Annotated in this window: 15 protein-coding genes and 4 pseudogenes; 10 read left to right on the top strand and 9 right to left on the bottom strand. The window is 43.2% G+C overall.

Annotation, left to right across the window (positions count from 1 at the left end; all coding sequences use genetic code 11):
* Position 1: 1 nt before the first annotated feature.
* From TT11_RS10865 to lspA, 4 genes and pseudogenes are all read left to right on the top strand, one after another.
* A complete protein-coding gene (locus TT11_RS10865; protein WP_261870460.1) occupies positions 2-247 on the top strand; it encodes a hypothetical protein in 246 nt (81 codons plus the stop codon).
* 186 nt (positions 248-433) lie between these two features.
* Positions 434-982 carry a protein disulfide oxidoreductase gene (locus TT11_RS10860; protein WP_261870459.1) on the top strand — a complete coding sequence of 183 codons (549 nt, stop codon included), beginning with the start codon at positions 434-436 and terminating at the stop codon, positions 980-982.
* A 451-nt stretch (positions 983-1,433) separates the two neighbouring features.
* Positions 1,434-4,295: pseudogene (ileS, locus tag TT11_RS10855) on the top strand (isoleucine--tRNA ligase).
* A complete protein-coding gene (lspA, locus tag TT11_RS10850; RefSeq protein ID WP_261870458.1) occupies positions 4,288-4,944 on the top strand; it encodes a signal peptidase II in 657 nt (218 codons plus the stop codon). Before ileS ends, lspA begins: the two are co-directional and overlap by 8 nt.
* A 138-nt stretch (positions 4,945-5,082) precedes the next feature.
* Here lspA and TT11_RS10845 read toward each other — a convergent pair whose 3' ends face one another.
* Complete coding sequence (locus tag TT11_RS10845; protein WP_261870457.1) at positions 5,083-5,592, bottom strand: DUF1294 domain-containing protein; 510 nt, start codon at positions 5,590-5,592, stop codon at positions 5,083-5,085.
* Between the two features lie 343 nt (positions 5,593-5,935).
* On the opposite strand from TT11_RS10845, the gene TT11_RS10840 reads away from it, so the two are divergent.
* Both TT11_RS10840 and TT11_RS10835 read left to right on the top strand, forming a co-directional pair.
* The gene (locus tag TT11_RS10840; RefSeq protein WP_261870456.1) at positions 5,936-6,433 is read left to right on the top strand and encodes a peptidylprolyl isomerase; all 498 of its coding nucleotides are present in this window, start codon (positions 5,936-5,938) and stop codon (positions 6,431-6,433) included.
* A gap of 100 nt (positions 6,434-6,533) precedes the next feature.
* Positions 6,534-7,575: pseudogene (locus tag TT11_RS10835) on the top strand (aldo/keto reductase).
* A 173-nt stretch (positions 7,576-7,748) separates the two neighbouring features.
* On the opposite strand, the gene TT11_RS10830 reads toward TT11_RS10835, so the two are convergent.
* A complete protein-coding gene (locus tag TT11_RS10830; RefSeq protein ID WP_057758444.1) occupies positions 7,749-8,549 on the bottom strand; it encodes a 1-acyl-sn-glycerol-3-phosphate acyltransferase in 801 nt (266 codons plus the stop codon).
* Positions 8,550-8,856: 307 nt separating this feature from the next.
* Here TT11_RS10830 and hflX point away from each other — a divergent pair, with 307 nt between their 5' ends.
* The 4 genes and pseudogenes from hflX to TT11_RS10810 all read left to right on the top strand — a co-directional run bounded on the left by hflX (position 8,857) and on the right by TT11_RS10810 (position 13,092).
* Positions 8,857-10,284 carry a ribosome rescue GTPase HflX gene (hflX, locus tag TT11_RS10825; protein WP_057758442.1) on the top strand — a complete coding sequence of 476 codons (1,428 nt, stop codon included), beginning with the start codon at positions 8,857-8,859 and terminating at the stop codon, positions 10,282-10,284.
* A 434-nt stretch (positions 10,285-10,718) separates the two neighbouring features.
* On the top strand, positions 10,719-11,093 hold the full coding sequence (locus TT11_RS10820; protein WP_261870473.1) for a CidA/LrgA family protein: 375 nt from the start codon (positions 10,719-10,721) through the stop codon (positions 11,091-11,093).
* 16 nt (positions 11,094-11,109) lie between these two features.
* Positions 11,110-11,799, top strand: a complete 690-nt coding sequence (locus tag TT11_RS10815) for an LrgB family protein (protein ID WP_101204237.1) — start codon at positions 11,110-11,112, stop codon at positions 11,797-11,799.
* A gap of 486 nt (positions 11,800-12,285) precedes the next feature.
* Positions 12,286-13,092: pseudogene (locus tag TT11_RS10810) on the top strand (lytic transglycosylase domain-containing protein).
* Between the two features lie 157 nt (positions 13,093-13,249).
* On the opposite strand, the gene tsf reads toward TT11_RS10810, so the two are convergent.
* The 7 genes and pseudogenes from tsf to TT11_RS10775 form a co-directional block, all read right to left on the bottom strand.
* Positions 13,250-14,131, bottom strand: a complete 882-nt coding sequence (tsf, locus tag TT11_RS10805; protein WP_114701165.1) for a translation elongation factor Ts — start codon at positions 14,129-14,131, stop codon at positions 13,250-13,252.
* 375 nt (positions 14,132-14,506) lie between these two features.
* Positions 14,507-15,299 (bottom strand): annotated as a pseudogene (gene rpsB / locus TT11_RS10800) (30S ribosomal protein S2).
* Between the two features lie 465 nt (positions 15,300-15,764).
* Positions 15,765-16,172 (bottom strand): chemotaxis protein CheX, encoded by a 408-nt coding sequence (locus TT11_RS10795; RefSeq protein WP_261870455.1) that lies wholly within the window; start codon positions 16,170-16,172, stop codon positions 15,765-15,767.
* Positions 16,173-16,250: 78 nt separating this feature from the next.
* Complete coding sequence (locus TT11_RS10790; RefSeq protein ID WP_261870454.1) at positions 16,251-16,565, bottom strand: chemotaxis protein CheX; 315 nt, start codon at positions 16,563-16,565, stop codon at positions 16,251-16,253.
* A gap of 166 nt (positions 16,566-16,731) precedes the next feature.
* Positions 16,732-16,902, bottom strand: a complete 171-nt coding sequence (locus TT11_RS10785) for a response regulator (protein WP_261862712.1) — start codon at positions 16,900-16,902, stop codon at positions 16,732-16,734.
* Entirely contained in the window at positions 16,880-17,083 is a 204-nt protein-coding gene (locus TT11_RS10780) for a response regulator (protein ID WP_261870472.1), read from the bottom strand. Before TT11_RS10780 ends, TT11_RS10785 begins: the two co-directional genes overlap by 23 nt.
* Before the next feature lie 73 nt (positions 17,084-17,156).
* The gene (locus tag TT11_RS10775; protein ID WP_261870453.1) at positions 17,157-19,337 is read right to left on the bottom strand and encodes an ATP-binding protein; all 2,181 of its coding nucleotides are present in this window, start codon (positions 19,335-19,337) and stop codon (positions 17,157-17,159) included.
* Positions 19,338-19,348 lie beyond the last annotated feature (11 nt).

Here is a 19,348-nt window from a genome sequence, read left to right as displayed (position 1 = left end):
TATGGCAGAGACCACTGCCAACACGGAGATGGTATTCTTCTCTGATGTAAACTTAGACAAGCTTACTCACGTTCGTCATGAAGGCTCAGTACATAACTTAATCGACCGCCGTGATGATTTGTTCAGTTTAAAATGGAAGCGCAAGGCCAAAGTGCCAGCGAGCAAATTGAGTGATGAGCAGCGCCTTGAAAATTCAGGCAGCGTGCTTATTGGTGATCCATTACAAAACCGAGCACAAAAGCCATAATAGGTTGACGTAGCACACTTATAGTAGACTTTATAAATAATACGGCTGATTTTCAGCCGTTTATTTTTATCTAATGTCTACTCTTTGTGCAATGGCCATATAGGCAATCACGATAAGATAAGCAGTGACGATAAGCCATTATTTGAAAATAACTGAGAACAATATGCAAACCAAAAAGCGGATGTCATGACGACTGATATTGAGCAAAAAGAAGTAAAGCCAAAGAAGCAGCCGAAGCGAAAGATAGTTTCGATACTTAAAACGATAATGTTATACGGTCTCATGTTTGTCGTGATCTATAGCGTGATCAATTGGTGGCGACAGCCTGTCATGCCTGCCAATCCTCAATTGCAACTGACCGATTACCAAGGACAAAGTATCGATCTAGCAGCGATGAGTCACGAGCGGCCGACACTGGTATACTTTTGGGGTACGTGGTGTTCAGTCTGTAGCTTTACCTCACCCACCATTAATAAGTTAGCAGCAGATAATTATCCCGTGGTCACTGTTGCCGTACAGTCAGGCTCAAACCAAGAGTTGCGCAGCTACCTCGATCAACATCAGTTTGACTTCACCACCATAAACGATCAACAAGGCAATATCTTTGCAGATTGGCAAGGACAAGTCACACCGTCTTATGTGGTATTAGAGAATGGCGAGATGACACAAGGGCTAACAGGGATTCAGCCATTATGGTCATTGAAACTGCGCTTGTGGTTAGCATCTGTTTTTTAGCACTTGAGCCGTACTTTATATTTCAATAAATCATTATTTAAAGTGCTTATAGTTACGTCCGTGCTAAGGATATACGACGTAGATAAACGATTGATATTGGACAAAATTGGGCTGACCTCGCACAGCTCTTTTTACCCTACCCTTTTTGTCATATAATAGCTGCCGATCTAAATCTTTTTTTTGAATTATTTTTGCTAGCATATTTTATGTTGCAATCGTCTCGTTACCATTTATTATTGACGTAACTATTTACCGACTAATGAGCGATAATGGGTATTTATTGACATGATGGTTGATAAACCGACTATGATGAGCAATATACCTACTATTAGTAATTGAATAATATCGACACAGCATTAACCTCAGCACTATATTGAACTACATTGAACATCGAGCCTTGTATCCGGTTTTGAACCGACACACAAACCTACCTTTTAAAAAGATACCTTCTATGACTGATAAAAGCACTGACACACCAAGCCAAGATTACAAAGACACGCTGAACCTTGCGGATACGCCATTTGCGATGCGCGCAAACCTTGCCAAACGCGAGCCAGATTGGTTAGCTGCTTGGGAAGCAGATGACGTGTACGGTAAAATTCGTCAGGCGCGTGCTGGTGCGACCAAATATATTTTGCACGATGGCCTCCATACGCCAACGGTCAGATTCACCTGGGTCACGCAGTCAATAAAGTACTAAAAGATATTATTGTAAAATCAAAAACCTTGTCAGGATTTGATGCGCCTTATGTCCCTGGTTGGGATTGTCATGGTCTGCCAATCGAACAAAAAGTCGAAGCCAAGGTTGGTAAAGTTGGTCAAAAAGTGTCTGCTACCGAATTCCGTGGTCTATGCCGCGAATATGCGAGCACTCAGATTGAATTGCAAAAAGCAGACTTCAAGCGTCTAGGTGTGTTTGGTGATTGGGACAACCCTTATCTGACCATGAACTTCCATCAGGAAGCCAACATCGTACGTGCGCTTGCCAAAATATATGACAATGGTCATGTGACTCGCGGTATGAAGCCGGTCAACTGGTGCTTGGACTGTAGCTCTGCCCTAGCAGAAGCTGAAGTAGAATATCAAGACAAAGTCTCTGACGCGATCTATGTCAGCTTTGATGTGCTCGGTACGGATAAAGTAGCCGCACTGGCTGATATCGCAGATAACATCGCTGCTGTTATTTGGACAACTACGCCATGGACACTACCTGCCAACCAAGCTATCTCAGTACATCCTGAGCATAACTATAGCGTGGTTGCGACCGAAAAAGGCAATCTGTTACTCGCAGCGGATCTTGTAGAAACGGCGCTAAACGAACTTAAACTAGAAAATAACGGCATCCTAGCAACTGTATCAGGCAGCGAGCTTGAAGGCTTACATGCCCAGCACCCACTAATTGCAGACCGTCAAGTACCGCTCATCTTGGGCGACCATGTGACTACTGATAGTGGTACTGGTCTGGTACATACTGCACCTGGTCACGGTTTAGACGATTATATCGTTGGTCTAAAATACAACTTACCAGTGGAAAACCCAGTAAGCGGTACAGGCGTTTATTTAGATAGCGCTGCTGTATTTGCAGGCGAGCACATCTATAAAGCCAATCCAAAAATCATCGCTGCCCTACATGACAATGGTCATTTAATCAGCCATACCAAAATTGAGCACAGCTATCCGCATTGCTGGCGTCATAAGTCACCAATTATTTTCCGTGCTACGCCTCAGTGGTTTATCAACATGGAAACCAAAGGCTTACGTGCTCGCGCGCTTGCTGATATTCCTACAGTCAACTGGACCCCAGCGTGGGGACAAAACCGTATCGAAGCAATGATGACAGGTCGTCCTGATTGGTGTATCTCGCGTCAGCGTACATGGGGCGTGCCGATTACTTTCTTTACGCATAAAGAAACTGGCGAGCTGCATCCAAACACGCTTGAGCTAATGGAAACTGCGGCACAAAAAAATCAATGAAGGCGGCGTAGAAGCGTGGTTTGATGCTAGCTGTGAAGATTTCTTAGGTAGCGAAGCCGCTGACTATGACAAAGCAACTGACACGTTGGACGTTTGGTTTGACTCAGGCACCACGCATTTTGCGGTACTTGATCAGCGTGATGAATTGACCAATCCAGCTGATATGTATCTAGAAGGCTCTGACCAGCATCGCGGTTGGTTCCAGACGTCACTGCTAACGTCAGAAGCGATGTATGAGCGTCCACCGTTTAAGCAAGTATTGACCCATGGTTTTGTGGTCGATGAAAACGGTCGCAAGATGAGTAAGTCACTGGGCAATATCATCACCCCGCAAGAAGAAATCAATAAAACAGGCGCAGACATGCTGCGTCTATGGATTGCCTCAAGTGACTATCGTTATGAGATGAGCGCAGGTAAGACGGTCTTTAAAGGTGCGATCGATATGTATCGCCGTATCCGTAATACCTTACGTTTCTTGCTTGCCAATACCGATGACTTCAATCCAGCGACCGACAGCATTGATATCAATGAATTGGTTAGCCTTGATAAATTCATCATTGAGCGCGCACAAACCGTACAAGCGCAAATCATTAGCGCTTACGATGCGATGGACTTCCACCAAGTCACTCAGCACGTGACGGCGTTTTGCTCGCAAGACTTGGGTAGCTTCTATCTAGACATCATCAAAGATCGTCAGTACACCACGCAGGCGGAAGGTCAACCTCGTCGTTCTGCGCAGACGGCTATCTACCATATCACTCATGCTCTGATTCGCTGGATTACACCAATCCTGTCATTCACAGCGCAAGAGGCTTGGGAAGTGCTGAACCAACGTGATGCAGATAAAGGCGGCTATGTATTCACTCAAGAGTGGTATGAGTTCCCAGCGTTTGAGCTAAGTGCTATTAGCAATGATGACTGGCAGCGCATCATGTTCGCGAAAGACATGGTAAACAAACATATCGAGACTGCACGTGGCGAAAAAATCATCAATGCCAACTTGTCTGCCGACGTGAGTCTATATGCTGACGGTGCTATGTATGAAAGCTTAGCCAAGCTTGATGAAGAGCTTCGTTTTGTACTAATTACTAGTAACGCTGCACTAAAGCCAATGAGCGAAGCACCTGCTGATAGCATCGCACAGACAGAAGAAGCGACCGACACTAATACCGAAGAAGCTGTAGATTTAGTAGTCCAAGTAAGCGCGGCTACTGGTACTAAGTGCGTACGCTGCTGGCACATTCGTGATGACATCGGCACAGATAACGCACACCCTGAACTATGCGCGCGCTGCGTAACCAATGTCAGTGGCGATGGCGAGGTACGTCACTATGCCTAACCCAACAGACTCACCTGAAAGCCAGCATGACCAGCCGCCGCAGGTTGAGGTTGACCATTCACCTAAGCCTGCTCATGCAACCACAGGTAGCTCAACTACGCCTAGAAGTCGCCTGACCAAGTCAACAAATAGGACACCAAAGCTGGTGGCCAATGGTAGTCGTGCTTTTGTATGGTATATATTGGCATTGGTTGTTGTCATTATCGATCAGTGGACCAAATGGCTGGCAGAAACCAAACTGACCTTTCATGATCCAGTGCCGGTAATTGAGCCATTTCTTAATTGGACATTGGCTTATAACTATGGCGCGGCATTTAGCTTTTTGGCGGATGCTGGCGGTTGGCAGAAGTGGTTTTTTTCAGGACTGGCATTACTAATGTCGCTATTTCTAATCATTTATCTGATTAAAGCACCGCGCAAAGCCACGCTGTTATCTTTTGGTCTAGCCTTAGTGTTGGGCGGTGCAGTTGGTAATTTAATCGACCGCTTACTACATGGTCATGTTATTGATTTTATCCATGTGCATTATGCTGATGTCTGGCATTATCCGATTTTTAATATCGCGGATATCGGTATATCCATCGGTGTTGTACTGATTGTCATCGATATGCTGTTTTTGGAAAAGAAGCGTGAAATGCCACGTTCATAACCGTCTATAGCTAGAGACATTAATTCAATTTATAAATAAAAAAGGTGGGTTACGCAGTCGTAACCCACCTTTTTTTGTCGATCATTTTAGTGCTTTCGTCATACACGTAGCAATACTGCTAATCGTGAATGCAATTATTTATAGCAACGCTGATAGTAAATCAGTGACAGTCTCTAACCCACCATCTGATAATAAAAACAGCAAGCCTGCCATATTAATGACAACGGTCAAATAATAGGTGACCCGAAACTCAGGCTTTTGTGATTTGTGCCGCAGATACGTCTGAGCCAATAGCGCGCCTACCCAACCGCCAAGCGCGCTTAGTATATGTAATTTAGACTCAGGCGTACGCCAGTCGCCACTTTGCGCAGCAGCTTTGTCTTTGGCATACATGCCATAAGTAATAATCCCTAGCACGACGTACCAGCCGACCACTAGCCAGCTTAGTTTATCTGTTGCTGCTAATAAAGCTAAGACACCATAAAAAGCCAGTCCAAGAAATGAGCGTTTCTTTTGACCCGCTTCAAATTCCGCTTGGTGGCTACGTTTCTGATTACGCTGACGAATCTGCTGATTTTTTTTGTGCCATTTTTTGCTGCACAAACCCAAGCTCTTGTACTTGCTTGGCTCGCCTGCGTCCTTGGGCATCCTGTCCAATGCTAAAGACCACTGCCTCACCGATATTAGGACGGCGCTGAGCCTAAACTCACTCACATGAAAGAAGACAGACTCGCCTGCTTCAGTTTCAATAAAGCCAAACCCTTTATCGTCCTGCCATTTTTTTGACAGTGCCTTGTTGTTTATTCACTACCGACACCTCATATCTTTTAGAATTGCCAATTATAGTACACCATCTGCGTTACATTATTGACGCTTACATCTGGTCTTAGATGGCTTATTATTTCTTACACTATAATACTGCAATTAAAAACACTTTAATCAAACACATTATTTTCTATTCTTTTACTCTAGTAACCGATGGTTTTTTATTATGACTCAATCTCAATTTATTAATCCAAACGAAGACACGCGTATCGCTCACGGTAGCCTTGTTAAGCTGCACTTTGAAGTTTCACTAGAGAACGGTACCATCATCGATTCAACCTTTAATCGTGACGCACCTGTGTCTTTGACCGTTGGCGATGAGAGCTTGTTGCCTGGTTTTGAGCAAGTACTGATGAATCTACGCGCCGGTGACACTCGTACCGCACACCTTGAACCAGAGCAAGCATTTGGTGAGTGGAATCCTGAAAACATCCAACATTTTAGCCGTACTCAATTTGCGCTAGTCGCTGACAATCCAGAGATTGGCATGATGGTTGAGTTCGAAGACAAAGGTAAAAACACGCTGCCCGGTACGATCAGTGCCATCGATGATGATCAAGTCGAAGTCGACTTTAATCATCCGCTTGCTGGACAAGACGTGTTGTTCAAAGTAAAAATCTTCAAAGTCACACCACCCGGTGTCACTGGTATCAAATTGATGTAGTCACTTAAAGACTATCAAAAACTCGTTAGGCATTAACTAAGATAAAAGCTCGCGACGATAAAAATTAATATCGATAAAAAAAGCCAAAAGGGAGACTTATATGCAGTATCAAACCTTACCGCAACTCGATGAAAAAGTATCTAAAATCTGTTTAGGCACGATGACATGGGGACAGCAAAATACTGAGTCCGAAGCACATGAGCAAATGGATATGGCACTCTCTGAGGGTGTGAATTTTTGGGATACCGCCGAGATGTACCCGTCACCACCAGATAAAGACAAACAGGGTGATACCGAACGCTTTATGGGTACTTGGTTTGATAAAACCAAACAGCGTGACAAAGTCATCCTTGCTAGCAAAATATCACCAATGGACTTTTTGCGTGATGGTCAAACGCGCTTTAACGCCGAGCATATTAGCAGCGCTATTGATGGCAACCTTGAGCGTTTACAAACTGATTATATCGATATTTATCAGCTGCATTGGCCTGAACGTAAAACAAACTTTTTCGGTCAGCGCGGCTATGATGAAGAGATGTCAGCACAGTCATTAGATGATTTAACGCCATTTTTAGAGACTATTCAAGCGTTGAACGATGAAATCAAAAAAAGGTCGTATTCGTGCTTATGGTTTATCGAATGATACCGCGTGGGGACTCATGCGCTACCTGTGGGAAGCAGATAAAAACGGTCTAATTGCACCACTTACCGTGCAGAACCCATATAGCCTATTAAACCGTTTATACGAAGTTGGTATGGCTGAGATTGCCCATCGTGAAAACGTTGGTCTACTGGCGTATTCTCCGCTTGGTTTTGGTGTATTGTCTGGTAAATATCTTGATGGTAAACGTCCAACTGGTGCACGTCTGACTATGTATGATCGTTTCGGTCGTTATGTGAATGAGCAAGCCAAATCAGCCACTGAGCAATATGCCAAGATAGCTGCTGATGCAGGTCTGGACATGGCGCAGATGTCATTGGCTTTTGTAAACTCTCGTCACTTTGTCACTAGCAACATCATTGGGGCGACCACGACCGAGCAACTCAAATCAAACATCGACAGTGTCAATGTGGAGCTAACAGCAGATGTATTAGAAGCGATTGAAGCGGTGCATACACAGCAACCTAATCCATCACCATAGTTGGTATTTTATAGAGACTGGATGTTAATAGAGCCTGCTGAATAAATAATATTAAGTTCGCTCTATTAAATCTCCTATAAGAAAGGGCGCAAATCGTTTCGATTTGCGCCCTTTTATTAACTGGCTGAGATTAGCTGCACTAGTTCAACTCTAACTAGCTCAACTATAAGTAATCAGTCTTCAACTGGTGCGCTAAGTACTCTTGAGTGCAGCTCAGCCAACCCTTCATTCATGCGTGCTTGCAATAAATTGGTCAGCTCGCTTTTGTTACGACCCTCTGGATCTATAGGCGCGAGTGGCAATACATAAGCGGTCACGTTTTTGCTATCGAGCACTTTTTTCATACTTTCTTTCATCGTCAGCTTACCATAGTATGGCAATGCGTCGCTTAGTGTGCCGTCTTTATTGACATAAGCGATGATGATCGGTCTGATAGGCACATCAGCGTCAATGGCTGCTTGCAGCAATGTTCCATGAATGCGCTTTACTTTTTTACCACTAGTGGTCGTCGCCTCAGGGAAGAAAATAATCGAAAAACCTTTGGCTAAAAAGTCAGCAATCTGTGCCGATACTGAGCTTGCATCACCGGAGCCACGCTCGATGAAAAGCGTCCCTGCGGCATGGGCAAGTTTGCCAAATACAGGCCATTCACCGATTTCAGCCTTGGATAAAAAGAACGCTGGGCTCACAGTACCAACGACAGGGATATCCATCCATGACACGTGATTCGATACCCACAAGCCATGGAACTGCTCTACAGGTTCCACCTCTACCACTTTTACCCCAAAAGAGCCTGCCATCTTGCGGCAGAATGTCTGGATATAGCGTGGTAAGGTCTCGCGTGGTGGCTGCTTAAATGCACCGATACGCTTCGCCGCGCGTATGCCGCCGACCATGGTCGTGGTCATACCAGCAACCTGTCTGCCTCGGCTCAACTGTCGTCTGAGTGAAAAGCTTGATTTAGCTTGGCTCATCTTCGCCTCATGATTAAATAACGGGTGTTTAATAGTCAAAAAAACGAGCCCAGTATAACAAAGTTCGCACACTCAGTGATAGCTTGTTCACTCAGTGAATGCTGACTTTTATACAAATGGGTAATAAAGCAGATTTATAAAAAAATTATCCGCAGCAAACGCTGTAACATAAAACCATCGCTAATTATGCTAATACGCTTTAATATCAAGTGATAAGACCATATATAGATAATCATATGAACGCTACGTCAAAGCTTATTGAGCTGATTATGGCGAGACATTTACTTTATTAAATAGGTGATACTCTTTGGATTATTTTGAAAGACATGAAGGTGGCGAACGCGCCATTTTAGTACATTTAGACATCCGCCAAATTCAAGATCCTGATGATCTTAGTGAATTTGAGCTGTTGGCTGATTCAGCAGGTGCCGATCGTTTGGCATTAGTCACTGGATCACGCTCACGCCCTGACGCCAAATACTTCGTTGGTAGCGGAAAAGCAGAAGAAATCGCAGAGTTGGTACGCGAACACGAAGCAGACATCGTACTGTTTAACCATAGCCTGTCGCCATCACAAGAGCGTAATATCGAAGCGCTAGTGAAGTGCCGCGTGTTGGATCGTACTGGTTTAATTTTGGATATTTTTGCGCAGCGTGCCCGTACCTACGAAGGTAAGTTGCAAGTAGAGCTGGCTCAGCTTAACCATTTATCAACGCGTCTGGTACGTGGTTGGACGCATTTGGAACGTCAAAAAGGTGGTATTGGTCTGCGTGGACCGGGTGAGACTCAGCTTGAGACCGATCGCCGTCTACTACAGACTCGCGTCAACCAGCTAAAGAGCAAACTAGAAAAAGTCCGTCAGACCCGTGCGCAAGGTCGTGCCCGTCGCCAAAAATCTGATGTACCGACTATCTCACTGGTCGGCTATACCAATGCGGGCAAATCTACTTTGTTCAACCGTTTGGTCGATGAAAACATCTACGCTGCTGACAAACTATTTGCGACGCTAGACCCTACTCTACGCCGTCTGGACTGGCAGGGAGTTGGTCGTGTCGTCTTAGTCGATACGGTTGGTTTTGTCCGTCATCTGCCGCATGAGCTGGTTGAGTCTTTTCATGCAACCCTAGAAGAAACACTAGAAGCAGACTTGTTATTGCACGTCATCGATTCCTCTAGCGAAGACATGCACGAGCAGATTCAGGCGGTTAAAGAGGTATTGGCAGAAATCGATAACGATGTACCTGTGCTCAATGTCTATAACAAGATTGATTTGACTGACGAGCCTGCACATATCGGCTATGCTAGCGAAGGTCAGCCAAACCGCGTCTATGTTTCTTCTAGACAGAACCTCGGTATGGAAGAGCTAACGCTTGCCGTACAGCAACTGCTGACAGGTAAACTGACGACGTTTGATTTGACCTTGCCGTATGATGCTGGACAGTTCAAAAACACCTTATATGAACTGGGTGTTATTGAAGAAGAAAGCTACGACGATACAGGTCGTGAATGTCTGACGATTCGTCTGCCAAGTGACCGTCTAAGACAGCTACTGGGTCAAGCAAACTTGAAACCTATCGATGTATTGCCGCTTGCACAAGCAACACTACTGATGCCGGTACTCGAAGAGTTTGAGAAGGTTGACGACGTTGAAGAGCCAACCATGACAGAGGCTGAAGAAAAGGCGTTTGACGAGTTTGATGCATTACACTCAGAAACAGCTGATTCAGAAAAATAATGATCATTTCTGCAAAATAAGAACTATTGTTAAAGTGAGTCATTTGCGACAGTAGTTGAATGAACGTTTGATTCATACTGTTAGATCACAAACCCTTATATAGTACGTTAAAATAGAATAGACGATATCCATTGATATCGTCTATTTTTTTGGATATGACCAGTCACGGTGCATAGGCTTTATTAGTTGCCCCACTCTCTATATAATCGCCTGTTATACATTCAATAAATATTGATAGATAGCGCTAATCTCTCGAAAGTGAATCATTGCTACCATCAGTATGCATAGCATCATTTTCTACGTTGTGTTCTTGGTGTGATCACGCATTTTGTTTTGTACACCATCCATTTATATCTGACTTGGCCAGAATTGCTTATGAAGCTGCTCACTCTCCCCATCTCCCACTATGGCTTGCGTTAATTCTAACGTTGACCATGGTCATCGTTGTTCGAGAAACGGCGGTCGTTCTCTGTCAAATGGCAGGCATCGAAAAAGCGGCCAATATTGTCGGTTTGGTTGCGATGTTTGTTATCTTGATGGCGTGGCGATTGCTCAAAGGATTACCGAGCTGGCTCACACAGGCCAGTAATACTTTACTAGTCGATAGTGGGTTTGCCTTCTTACCCGTTTCTGCTGGTGCAGGCTTGTTACTATTTGCTCTAGGAGATGAGCTATGGGGTGTGATGATAACGATGATTGTTAGTACGCTCATACCATTGTGGGGACTGGCATTATTGGCCAATCGTTGGCTCAATCACGCTGCAAACACTGATAGTACGACTACCACTGAGCAAAAGGGACAGCCGTGAGCTGCGGAGAAATATTATGACTTTTGACAGCGTATTTATGGCAACCCTAGCCGCAATATTATTGACATTAGCAGCACACGTAATTGCACGTGTATTGGCACGTAAATTATCATGGCTACCGATGGTCATTACCGCACTTGTCCTCGTGCTTGTTTTCCTATTTGTACTGCAGTGGGATTACAACAACTATTACAGCGCGGCAAAACCTGTATTTGACCATCTGTTGGGATATGTGACAGTACTTCTGGCTGTACCACTGGCGGCGATGAACTTTAAAGGCTTACCAGTCAAAAAACTCACTCTAATTGTCGCTATCGCTAGTGTCGTTGGCGCATTACTGCCTATGTCGTTGGCTTACTTATTTTCACTCAGCCATGAGACCCTATTGGCTTTCGCTACCCGTTCTGTGACTACGCCGATTGGCCTGAGTGTCGCAGATTTAATCAAAGCACCGTTGGCAATGGCTAACCTAATTATCATCGTCTCAGGATTGATAGGTGGTACGGTCGCTCGCTTTTTGTTCCGCGGTATCAATGACGACCGTGCTAAAGGTCTAGCACTGGGGTTAGCAGCTCACGCGTTTGGTACTGTAGAGGCATGGCAGATCAGTCACACAGCAGGACGTTATGCAGCATTTGGCTTGGCAGTGAATGGGTTGGTTACTGCAGTTTGGGTACCTATCTTTATCAGTGCTATCGGTATCTAGTCATCACTAAAAGCTACCTACACTATTCTTATATTTTTAAGAACCTAACCATTAATAGTATTATCTACTGTTAATTTCAGATTGAAAATCACCTCGACTATTCAAATGTCATTATTATTTCTTAAAAAAATTGAGAAACTTTATTTATATGAATTCATAAACGAAAAAAACCGACTACAAATGGCTCATTAAGTCACTTAGAAAAGTTAGTATATTGATTTATCTAAGGTTATTTAATAATAGAAATCTGATTTTACAACTTAGTTTGTCAATCTGATGCGTCAAAAAGTTATTATATGTTATAGTAAGCAACTATTATTTTTTGTATCTATTGCAAGTGGTTCCTTATTGAAAGTGATAATTGCTAAGCTGCTGTCCTCACAGTGGGCTAAATAATTCTGCAAAATCAGTAACCGCTTAAGCGCCTAAATCAACGCATATGTAGGCAAAATAATTTGCTGTTATTCGATAAAAAGTGATTTTACTATGATAAATACGGCTACTTTGATGACTCGCTGCTTATCTCCCCTTTTGCTAAGTGCCATTGCTCTTTCGACTTTTTCTGTCGCTGCCAATGCAGGCAATATGTATATCTACAAAGACAAAGGTGGACAAGTACTGTTGACCAACGTCAATCCTAGTGGAAATTTTGATAAGTTTACGAAAAAAAGTAAAAGTAACTTATTATAAAGACTCTAAGATGTATGACGGAAGTAGCGATAGCTATGGTAGCAGCGCCGCTAGCAACAGCGGAAGTCGCAACTCTTACGACAGCTACATTCGTGCGTCCGCTGAGCGCAACGGTGTTGACCCTGCCCTTATGAAAGCGATGATGCATACCGAATCAGCTTTTAATCCAAACGCACGCTCACCAGTGGGGGCGCAAGGCTTATGCAGTTGATGCCAGCGACTGCGCGCCGCTTCAATGTCAGCAATCCTTGGAACCCTGCAGATAATATCGAAGGATCAGCTAAGTATATCGCTTGGCTCATGCGCCGCTTCAATAACAATGTCGAACATGCTGTCGCAGGCTACAATGCGGGTGAAGGCAATGTCGATAAATACGGTGGCATCCCTCCATTCAAAGAAACACGTAACTATGTTCAAAGAGTGATGAGCCGTTATCATAGCTTGTATAAGAATGATGCAGGGCTTTTTGGTGCAAGTATCAGTGCTAACAATCAAACCAGTAGCACCAGTACCAGTAATGGCTTACAGAATGTCAGTTACGGTACCAGCAGCAATGTTAATAGTGCCAGCTATGCCAACTCAGCCTATGCAGCTTTACGCTAAGCCAATTACCTAAAAGCCAAACATAAAAAAGCCCATTAACGAATTAATGGGCTTTTTTTTATGTTTGGCTGCTTTATATCTTGATGCATTAAGAGTAATAAAGCCAAACTGTGAGTCACAATTAAGGACTCACAGCTGATCCAATACTATTTGATGCTTACTTGTTAGCAGCCTGAGTTGCAGCAACTTCAGCAGCGAAGTCTTCTTGCTTCTTCTCGATGCCTTCACCAACTTCTAGACGTTTGAAGCCAAGTACTTTTACGCCTTCAGCTTTTAGGACTTCACCAACTTTCTTGTCGTTGTCCATAACGTATGGCTGACGTAGTAAAGTTACTTCGTCTAGGTACTTACGTAGGCCACCTTCGATCATTTTTTCAACGATGTTATCAGGCTTGCCAGACTCACGAGCTTTTGCTTCGATGATGTCTTTTTCGCGTGCCAATACGTCAGCAGCAACATCTTCATCATCTACAGCAACAGGGTTGAATGCAGCGATATGCATAGCAAGGTTTTTACCAGTGTCAGCGTCGCCACCTTCATAAGATACAACTACACCGATACGTAGACCATGACGGTATGCAGCGATGTTAGCACCTTCAAGGGTTTCAACACGGCGAATCTGGATGTTTTCACCGATTTTCTGTACTAGAGATACACGTGCTTCTTCAACAGTCTGACCTTCACCATAAGACAATTCAGAGATAGCAGCAACGTCAGTTACGTTGTTTTCTAGCGCAAGGTTAGCAACTTTTTCTGCAAATGCAGTGAAGCTGTCATCTTTTGCAACGAAGTCAGTCTGGCAGTTAACTTCTAACAAGAATGCTTTGTTCTCGCCTTGAGCGATGATGATAGCGCCGTCAGCTGCGATGTTACCCGCTTTTTTAGCTGCTTTAGCTTGACCAGATTTACGTAGGTTATCAATGGCAACTTCAACATCACCGTTTGATTCTTCTAACGCTTTTTTACATTCCATCATGCCAAGACCAGTACGGTCACGCAATTCTTTTACCATTTTGGCAGATACTTTTACTTCTGTCATAAGAGTCACCTTAGTATAGTTATGTATAGGAGTGCTGTATTTCTAAATGCTGTATTTCTATTCGATATCTTAGTATTACTTAAAATCTAGCAGACAGCTCGTTTTGAACGATTACTAATATAGCCATCAATGATGTCAAACAAATAACATCTGTACAATATAGCGATATGACCAGTAGGAGCGATAATACTCGCCCAATAGCTACTCGCTTATACGCATGGCGTTATTAATAAGGCTTTATTCAATAACAAGGCATGACGAGTAAAACTACATCATGCCTATTATGAGCTTATACGCTGTTCAAAACATTATATGGATGCTGATAGATACACTATCAAGACATCCTTACAAAGTTAAACTTTTTAAGTCAGCTACTTATTCTGCTGGAGTTGCTGCAGCTTCTTCTGCAGCTGGCGCTTCTTCAGTTGCAGCAGGTGCTTGCTCAGCTTTACCACCAGCTTGAGTTTGTGCGTATTCTTTACCAGCGATGATAGCATCAGCCATAGAAGTTACGTACAAAGTCACAGCACGGATAGCATCATCGTTAGCTGGGATGATGTAGTCAACGTTGTCTGGGCTAGAGTTAGTATCAACGATACCGATAACTGGGATACCCAAGTTCTTGGCTTCTTTAATAGCGATAGCTTCGTGATCTACGTCTACTACGAAGATAGCGTCAGGTAGGCCGCCCATATCTTTAATACCACCTAGTGAACGCTCAAGTTTTTCCATATCGCGAGTACGCTCTAGCGCTTCACGCTTAGTTAGCTTAGCGAAAGTACCGTCTTCTGCTTGCTTTTCTAGCTCTTTTAGACGGTTGATTGACTGACGTAGAGTTTTCCAGTTAGTCAACATACCACCTAACCAGCGATGGTCAACGTATGGCATGCCAGCGCGAGCTGCTTGCTCACGTACGATACCGCTTGCAGCGCGTTTAGTACCAACAAATAATACTTTGTTTTTCTTAGCAGCTAGGCCGTTTACGTAAGTCAACGCTTCGTTGAACGCTTTTACGGTGTGCTCTAGGTTGATGATATGGATCTTGTTACGTGCGCCAAAGATGTATGGACCCATTTTTTGGGTTCCAAAAACGTGTTTGGTGACCAAAGTGAGCGCCTGCTTGTAGTAAGTCGCGCATTTCGATTTTGGTTGGATTCTTTGTAGCCATGAGAATATATCCTATTGGTTGGGTTATGCCTCCACATCACAAAAACAGCCTATTTAGCGACACGCATCTGCTACCGGTTAGTTTTCATTAGTAAAGCACTAACAGATCACAAATTAATCAAGTCGCCAAACACCCAGCAATTTTTTTGCCATGATGTGTGTGTCATTGGTTGGTTTAAAAAAAGAAGCTATCGCTAGATTGAAGCAAATGCTCAAATCTAAACTATAAAGTGAATTATAAAAAAATAGCTGCGCTGTATTTTATCACATAACGCCTTGGAATCTCCAGCAGTTTGTTTGTAGCGTATCAATAAGATAAAAACAAACTACGGCGATAATAAAACAAAAAAAGCGACACATTTGCATCGCTTTTTTATGATTATCTTTTTAATAGCTATTTTTTAAGCAAGGTTAATGCTGCCGCTCTTTTATAGTTATCACTCGTTGATAGAGGATTGACTATAACTTATGCAATGCAAATACCAATGACCGCTTTGTAACCACGCCACGTAAATGGTGTGATATAGCTTTGACGATCTTTAGGTAAATAAGACACGCTTGGGGCACTCTCTACAATGTGCGGCGGCGAGATAATAAACTCTGAACCAAACTCTGTCCGAGCGTTACCTGAAATTGTATTGGCCATTTCACCCAACAAATCTTTCATCATAGTGATTGAAGAGTCAGGCTCGCCCATCACTTTGATGACTTCTCGCAACATCGCGCTTGGTGCACTGACATAGACGCAACCTTCTAAAGGCCCTGATATCTTAATGACACCGCTATAATCAAAGCCAATCGCGCTTTTGTTGTTGTTCAAGTAAGGGGTATCAATTGACACTTCCGAGCCATCGATTTGCGCAAAAAAACGCATTGATCGAGCTTAGAAATACACCCAATTTTTCTACTTTAACCATAATATATTAATATCCATCTGTATTACGTGGCAGCATTAATCTTGCAAACAAACCACAATCTCGCCTACTTCAGAATGCCAAGTGATGGGGATGATAAAAGAACGCTCATCGTTCGGCAATACAATACTTTGCGGCGCACCTTTGAACACAAATGGTACAGAGATATGAAACTCTGAGCCAAACTCTTTGCGTGCATTGCCTGCGATGGTATTGGCCACTTCCCCAGCCAGATCTACATAGTTCTCTTCACTTTTATCGGTTTCGCCCATGCTGTCTAATATTGAAGACAGCAAGTCACGCGTCGCCGAAAAATACACCACGCCTTTTTGGCCACCAGATATACCAATCACGCCTGTATAGTCATGGACTTTTGGCTGTTTGTTTTCTAGTAAGTAAGGGGTATCAGCAATTAGCTCTTCTCCGCCAAACTGATCAAAGTAATTACTAATAATACTTAAAAAAAATCTGTAGCTTTTGCTCTTTCATAATGACATCTGCTTTGGTCGATGAATGGTATTAGTCTTGCATCAGCTCATACAAAGACTCTACAAGCTCCTCTTCTGAAAAAGGCTTGCACAAAAAGCCGCTGGCACCCAATGATAATGCCTCAATACCAGTGGCTTTGTCCGATAACGCTGATACCACCAAAATGCGTACTTCAGGATCAATCGCGATGATTTTTTTCAATGCATTCTAGCCCATCCATTTGTGGCATGGTTAGGTCCATAGTGATTACATCAGGACGATGGACATTGAACTTTTCGATGGCTTGAACACCGCTAGTCGCTGTCGCCACCAGCATGAACTTTCCTGAATCGTATGCACGCTGAATACGGTTTCTAATAATATTTGAATCATCAACAATCATTAACTTATACATAACTTATCTACTACCTTTAATGAAGTGCTTGTCGTCCCTGACAATATAATTACTATTTTGATTAAGCTTTAGGTAAAGTAATGACAAACCGTGTCATCTGACCCAGCTCGCTATTTACATTAAGCTTGCCATCATACTCTTTTACTTTTGCTTTGATGATATCAAGTCCAACACCGCGGCCACCGTCTTCATCTGCGTGCTCTTTGGTAGAAAATCCAGAAGAGAACAGCTGTTTGAGTAAGTCGCCTTTGCTAAGCTGATTTGCCTCTTCCGTACCGAAACGACCTTCTTGAATCAGCTTATTACGGATGTTGTCATAGTTGATACCCTGTCCGTCGTCTTGCACCACCAACATAAAGTTTGAACCGTTGTCTTGCACTTCCAAATCAATGGTCCCAACGTCAGGTTTGCCAGTAGCATGACGCACATTTGGCGACTCGATACCATGGACTACCGCATTACGCAGCAACTGAATACTGATTTCTTTGATTGGTTTTGCAAGATGCGCCGGAATGCTCGTTTGGGTCAGCGTCGTACTTTTTAGCTGTACTCGCTTGCCCTGTCTTGCAGCAATCTCTTTTGTAAATTCATTGTAGAAAGACAGCAAATCGTCATCTGTTTCATTGTCTAAGTCGATATCTAGCCCACCATCAAAGTCAGCATTGCTAGCTGCATGGTCTGCTACTGGATTTTGAGTAGCGACTGGTGCTTGTACGGTTGACGCCTTAGCTGCTGACGGTGCTGAGCGGTTGATACGCTCACCCAACGTCGCAATCGTATTCGATAAGCTAAGCAAATCATCCAAATGTACCGCTAATGGTAAGAAGTCATTACCAGACAACTGACCTTGGTTTTGTAATGCATGCAGCTTGTCTTCAGCATCAGAAGCAATCTTCGTAAAGCTATGTAGTTTTAGTGCTGATGCTTCACCTTTTAAGCTGTGCATTTCACGATAAATAGCTTTTAATTTGCCTTCAAGCTCATATTGTGAGCTACCAGGATTTTTCAAGATATTATTCATCTTCTCGATATGCGCTTGGGTATTACCAATAAACTCATTAATAATCTTTGGATTCACATTCAAGATAGTCGTTAACATCTCAATCTGCATATCGTTTTGCGAACGCTCTTTTTCTAGGCGCTGTTCTAAGTAGACTGCATCTGATACATCGTTAACGTTGACCAAGATACGAGCAATGTCTTTATTGTCATAAACACGTGAGAATTTAAAATCTAAGAAGCGATTATCAAGACTCTTGTCTTCAGATAGGTTATGTAGCATGACCTTGTGTAATGGGTTAAGTGAATCTACCAGTTTTTCTTTAACGCGAGGGTTATAGAGCTGCTCAATAAATTGCTGGGTGGTCTTAAGGTCTTTATCAGAGATACGACCACGCAAGACATTGGTAAAGTTCTCCCCTGCCAAGCGATCAGAGCCGATGATATTGTTAAGCGCACGAGAATGCTGTTGACCAATATTCAAGTCTTTATCAAGTAGGAAAAGACCCGTATTTACCGTTTCCATAATCTCTTGCGTTTCTTGGCGAGCGGCAAGTGCTTCAGCATCCGTCTCACGTAGACGACGTACAAAGAAGAATACGAAAATTAGGAAGTAGGTAAAGATAGCGGCAACACCAAGTACCTGAATAAGACGAATGGTCGTTGCTTGACGTTGTGCACTATCGAACACGTCTTTTGTCAAATTATCCAAAGAATCGTTAATAAACAAACTTGATGTTTTCGCCTGTTCAACGGCCTGCGTCAATTCATCAGCAGACGTTACCATGATATTATCAGCATCTTTTAGATATGTTTGAATCTTAGGCTCTAGCGCTTTCCATTGCTCATTGGCCGCAGCAATATTGGTCTGTGCTTGACTATCAATTTTTGGCAAGTCATAGCTATTACCTTCTGCATCTGTGATTGTACTGCCTTGCTCAATAGCAGCAATCGAGCTAGTGATTAGCGCAGTATTTTGTTCTAAACGGCTTAGCACTCGTTGTATGTGCGGAGAGTTAGTATCCTCACCATAACTACTGTCTAAATCGAAAAGATCTTTAATTACTGCCTGTGCACTATTCGCAACTTGGTTAGTTTGGTCAATTAAAGCGGTGTTTCTTTCTAATAAATTTGAGGTATAAAACGTAAACGCCAGCAAAGCACCGATTAGAGATAAAAATAGTGCAATTGAAATAATCAGACCTTGATAGCGCTTATTGTCAACATTAGGTACGGTTGCCATCTTCAGAATTC

This window comes from Psychrobacter sp. JCM 18901 (assembly GCF_000586435.1).
Lineage (GTDB): Bacteria > Pseudomonadota > Gammaproteobacteria > Pseudomonadales > Moraxellaceae > Psychrobacter.
Note: the sequence above shows the minus strand (reverse complement) of the source record. Positions and strands in the feature narration are given on the sequence as shown.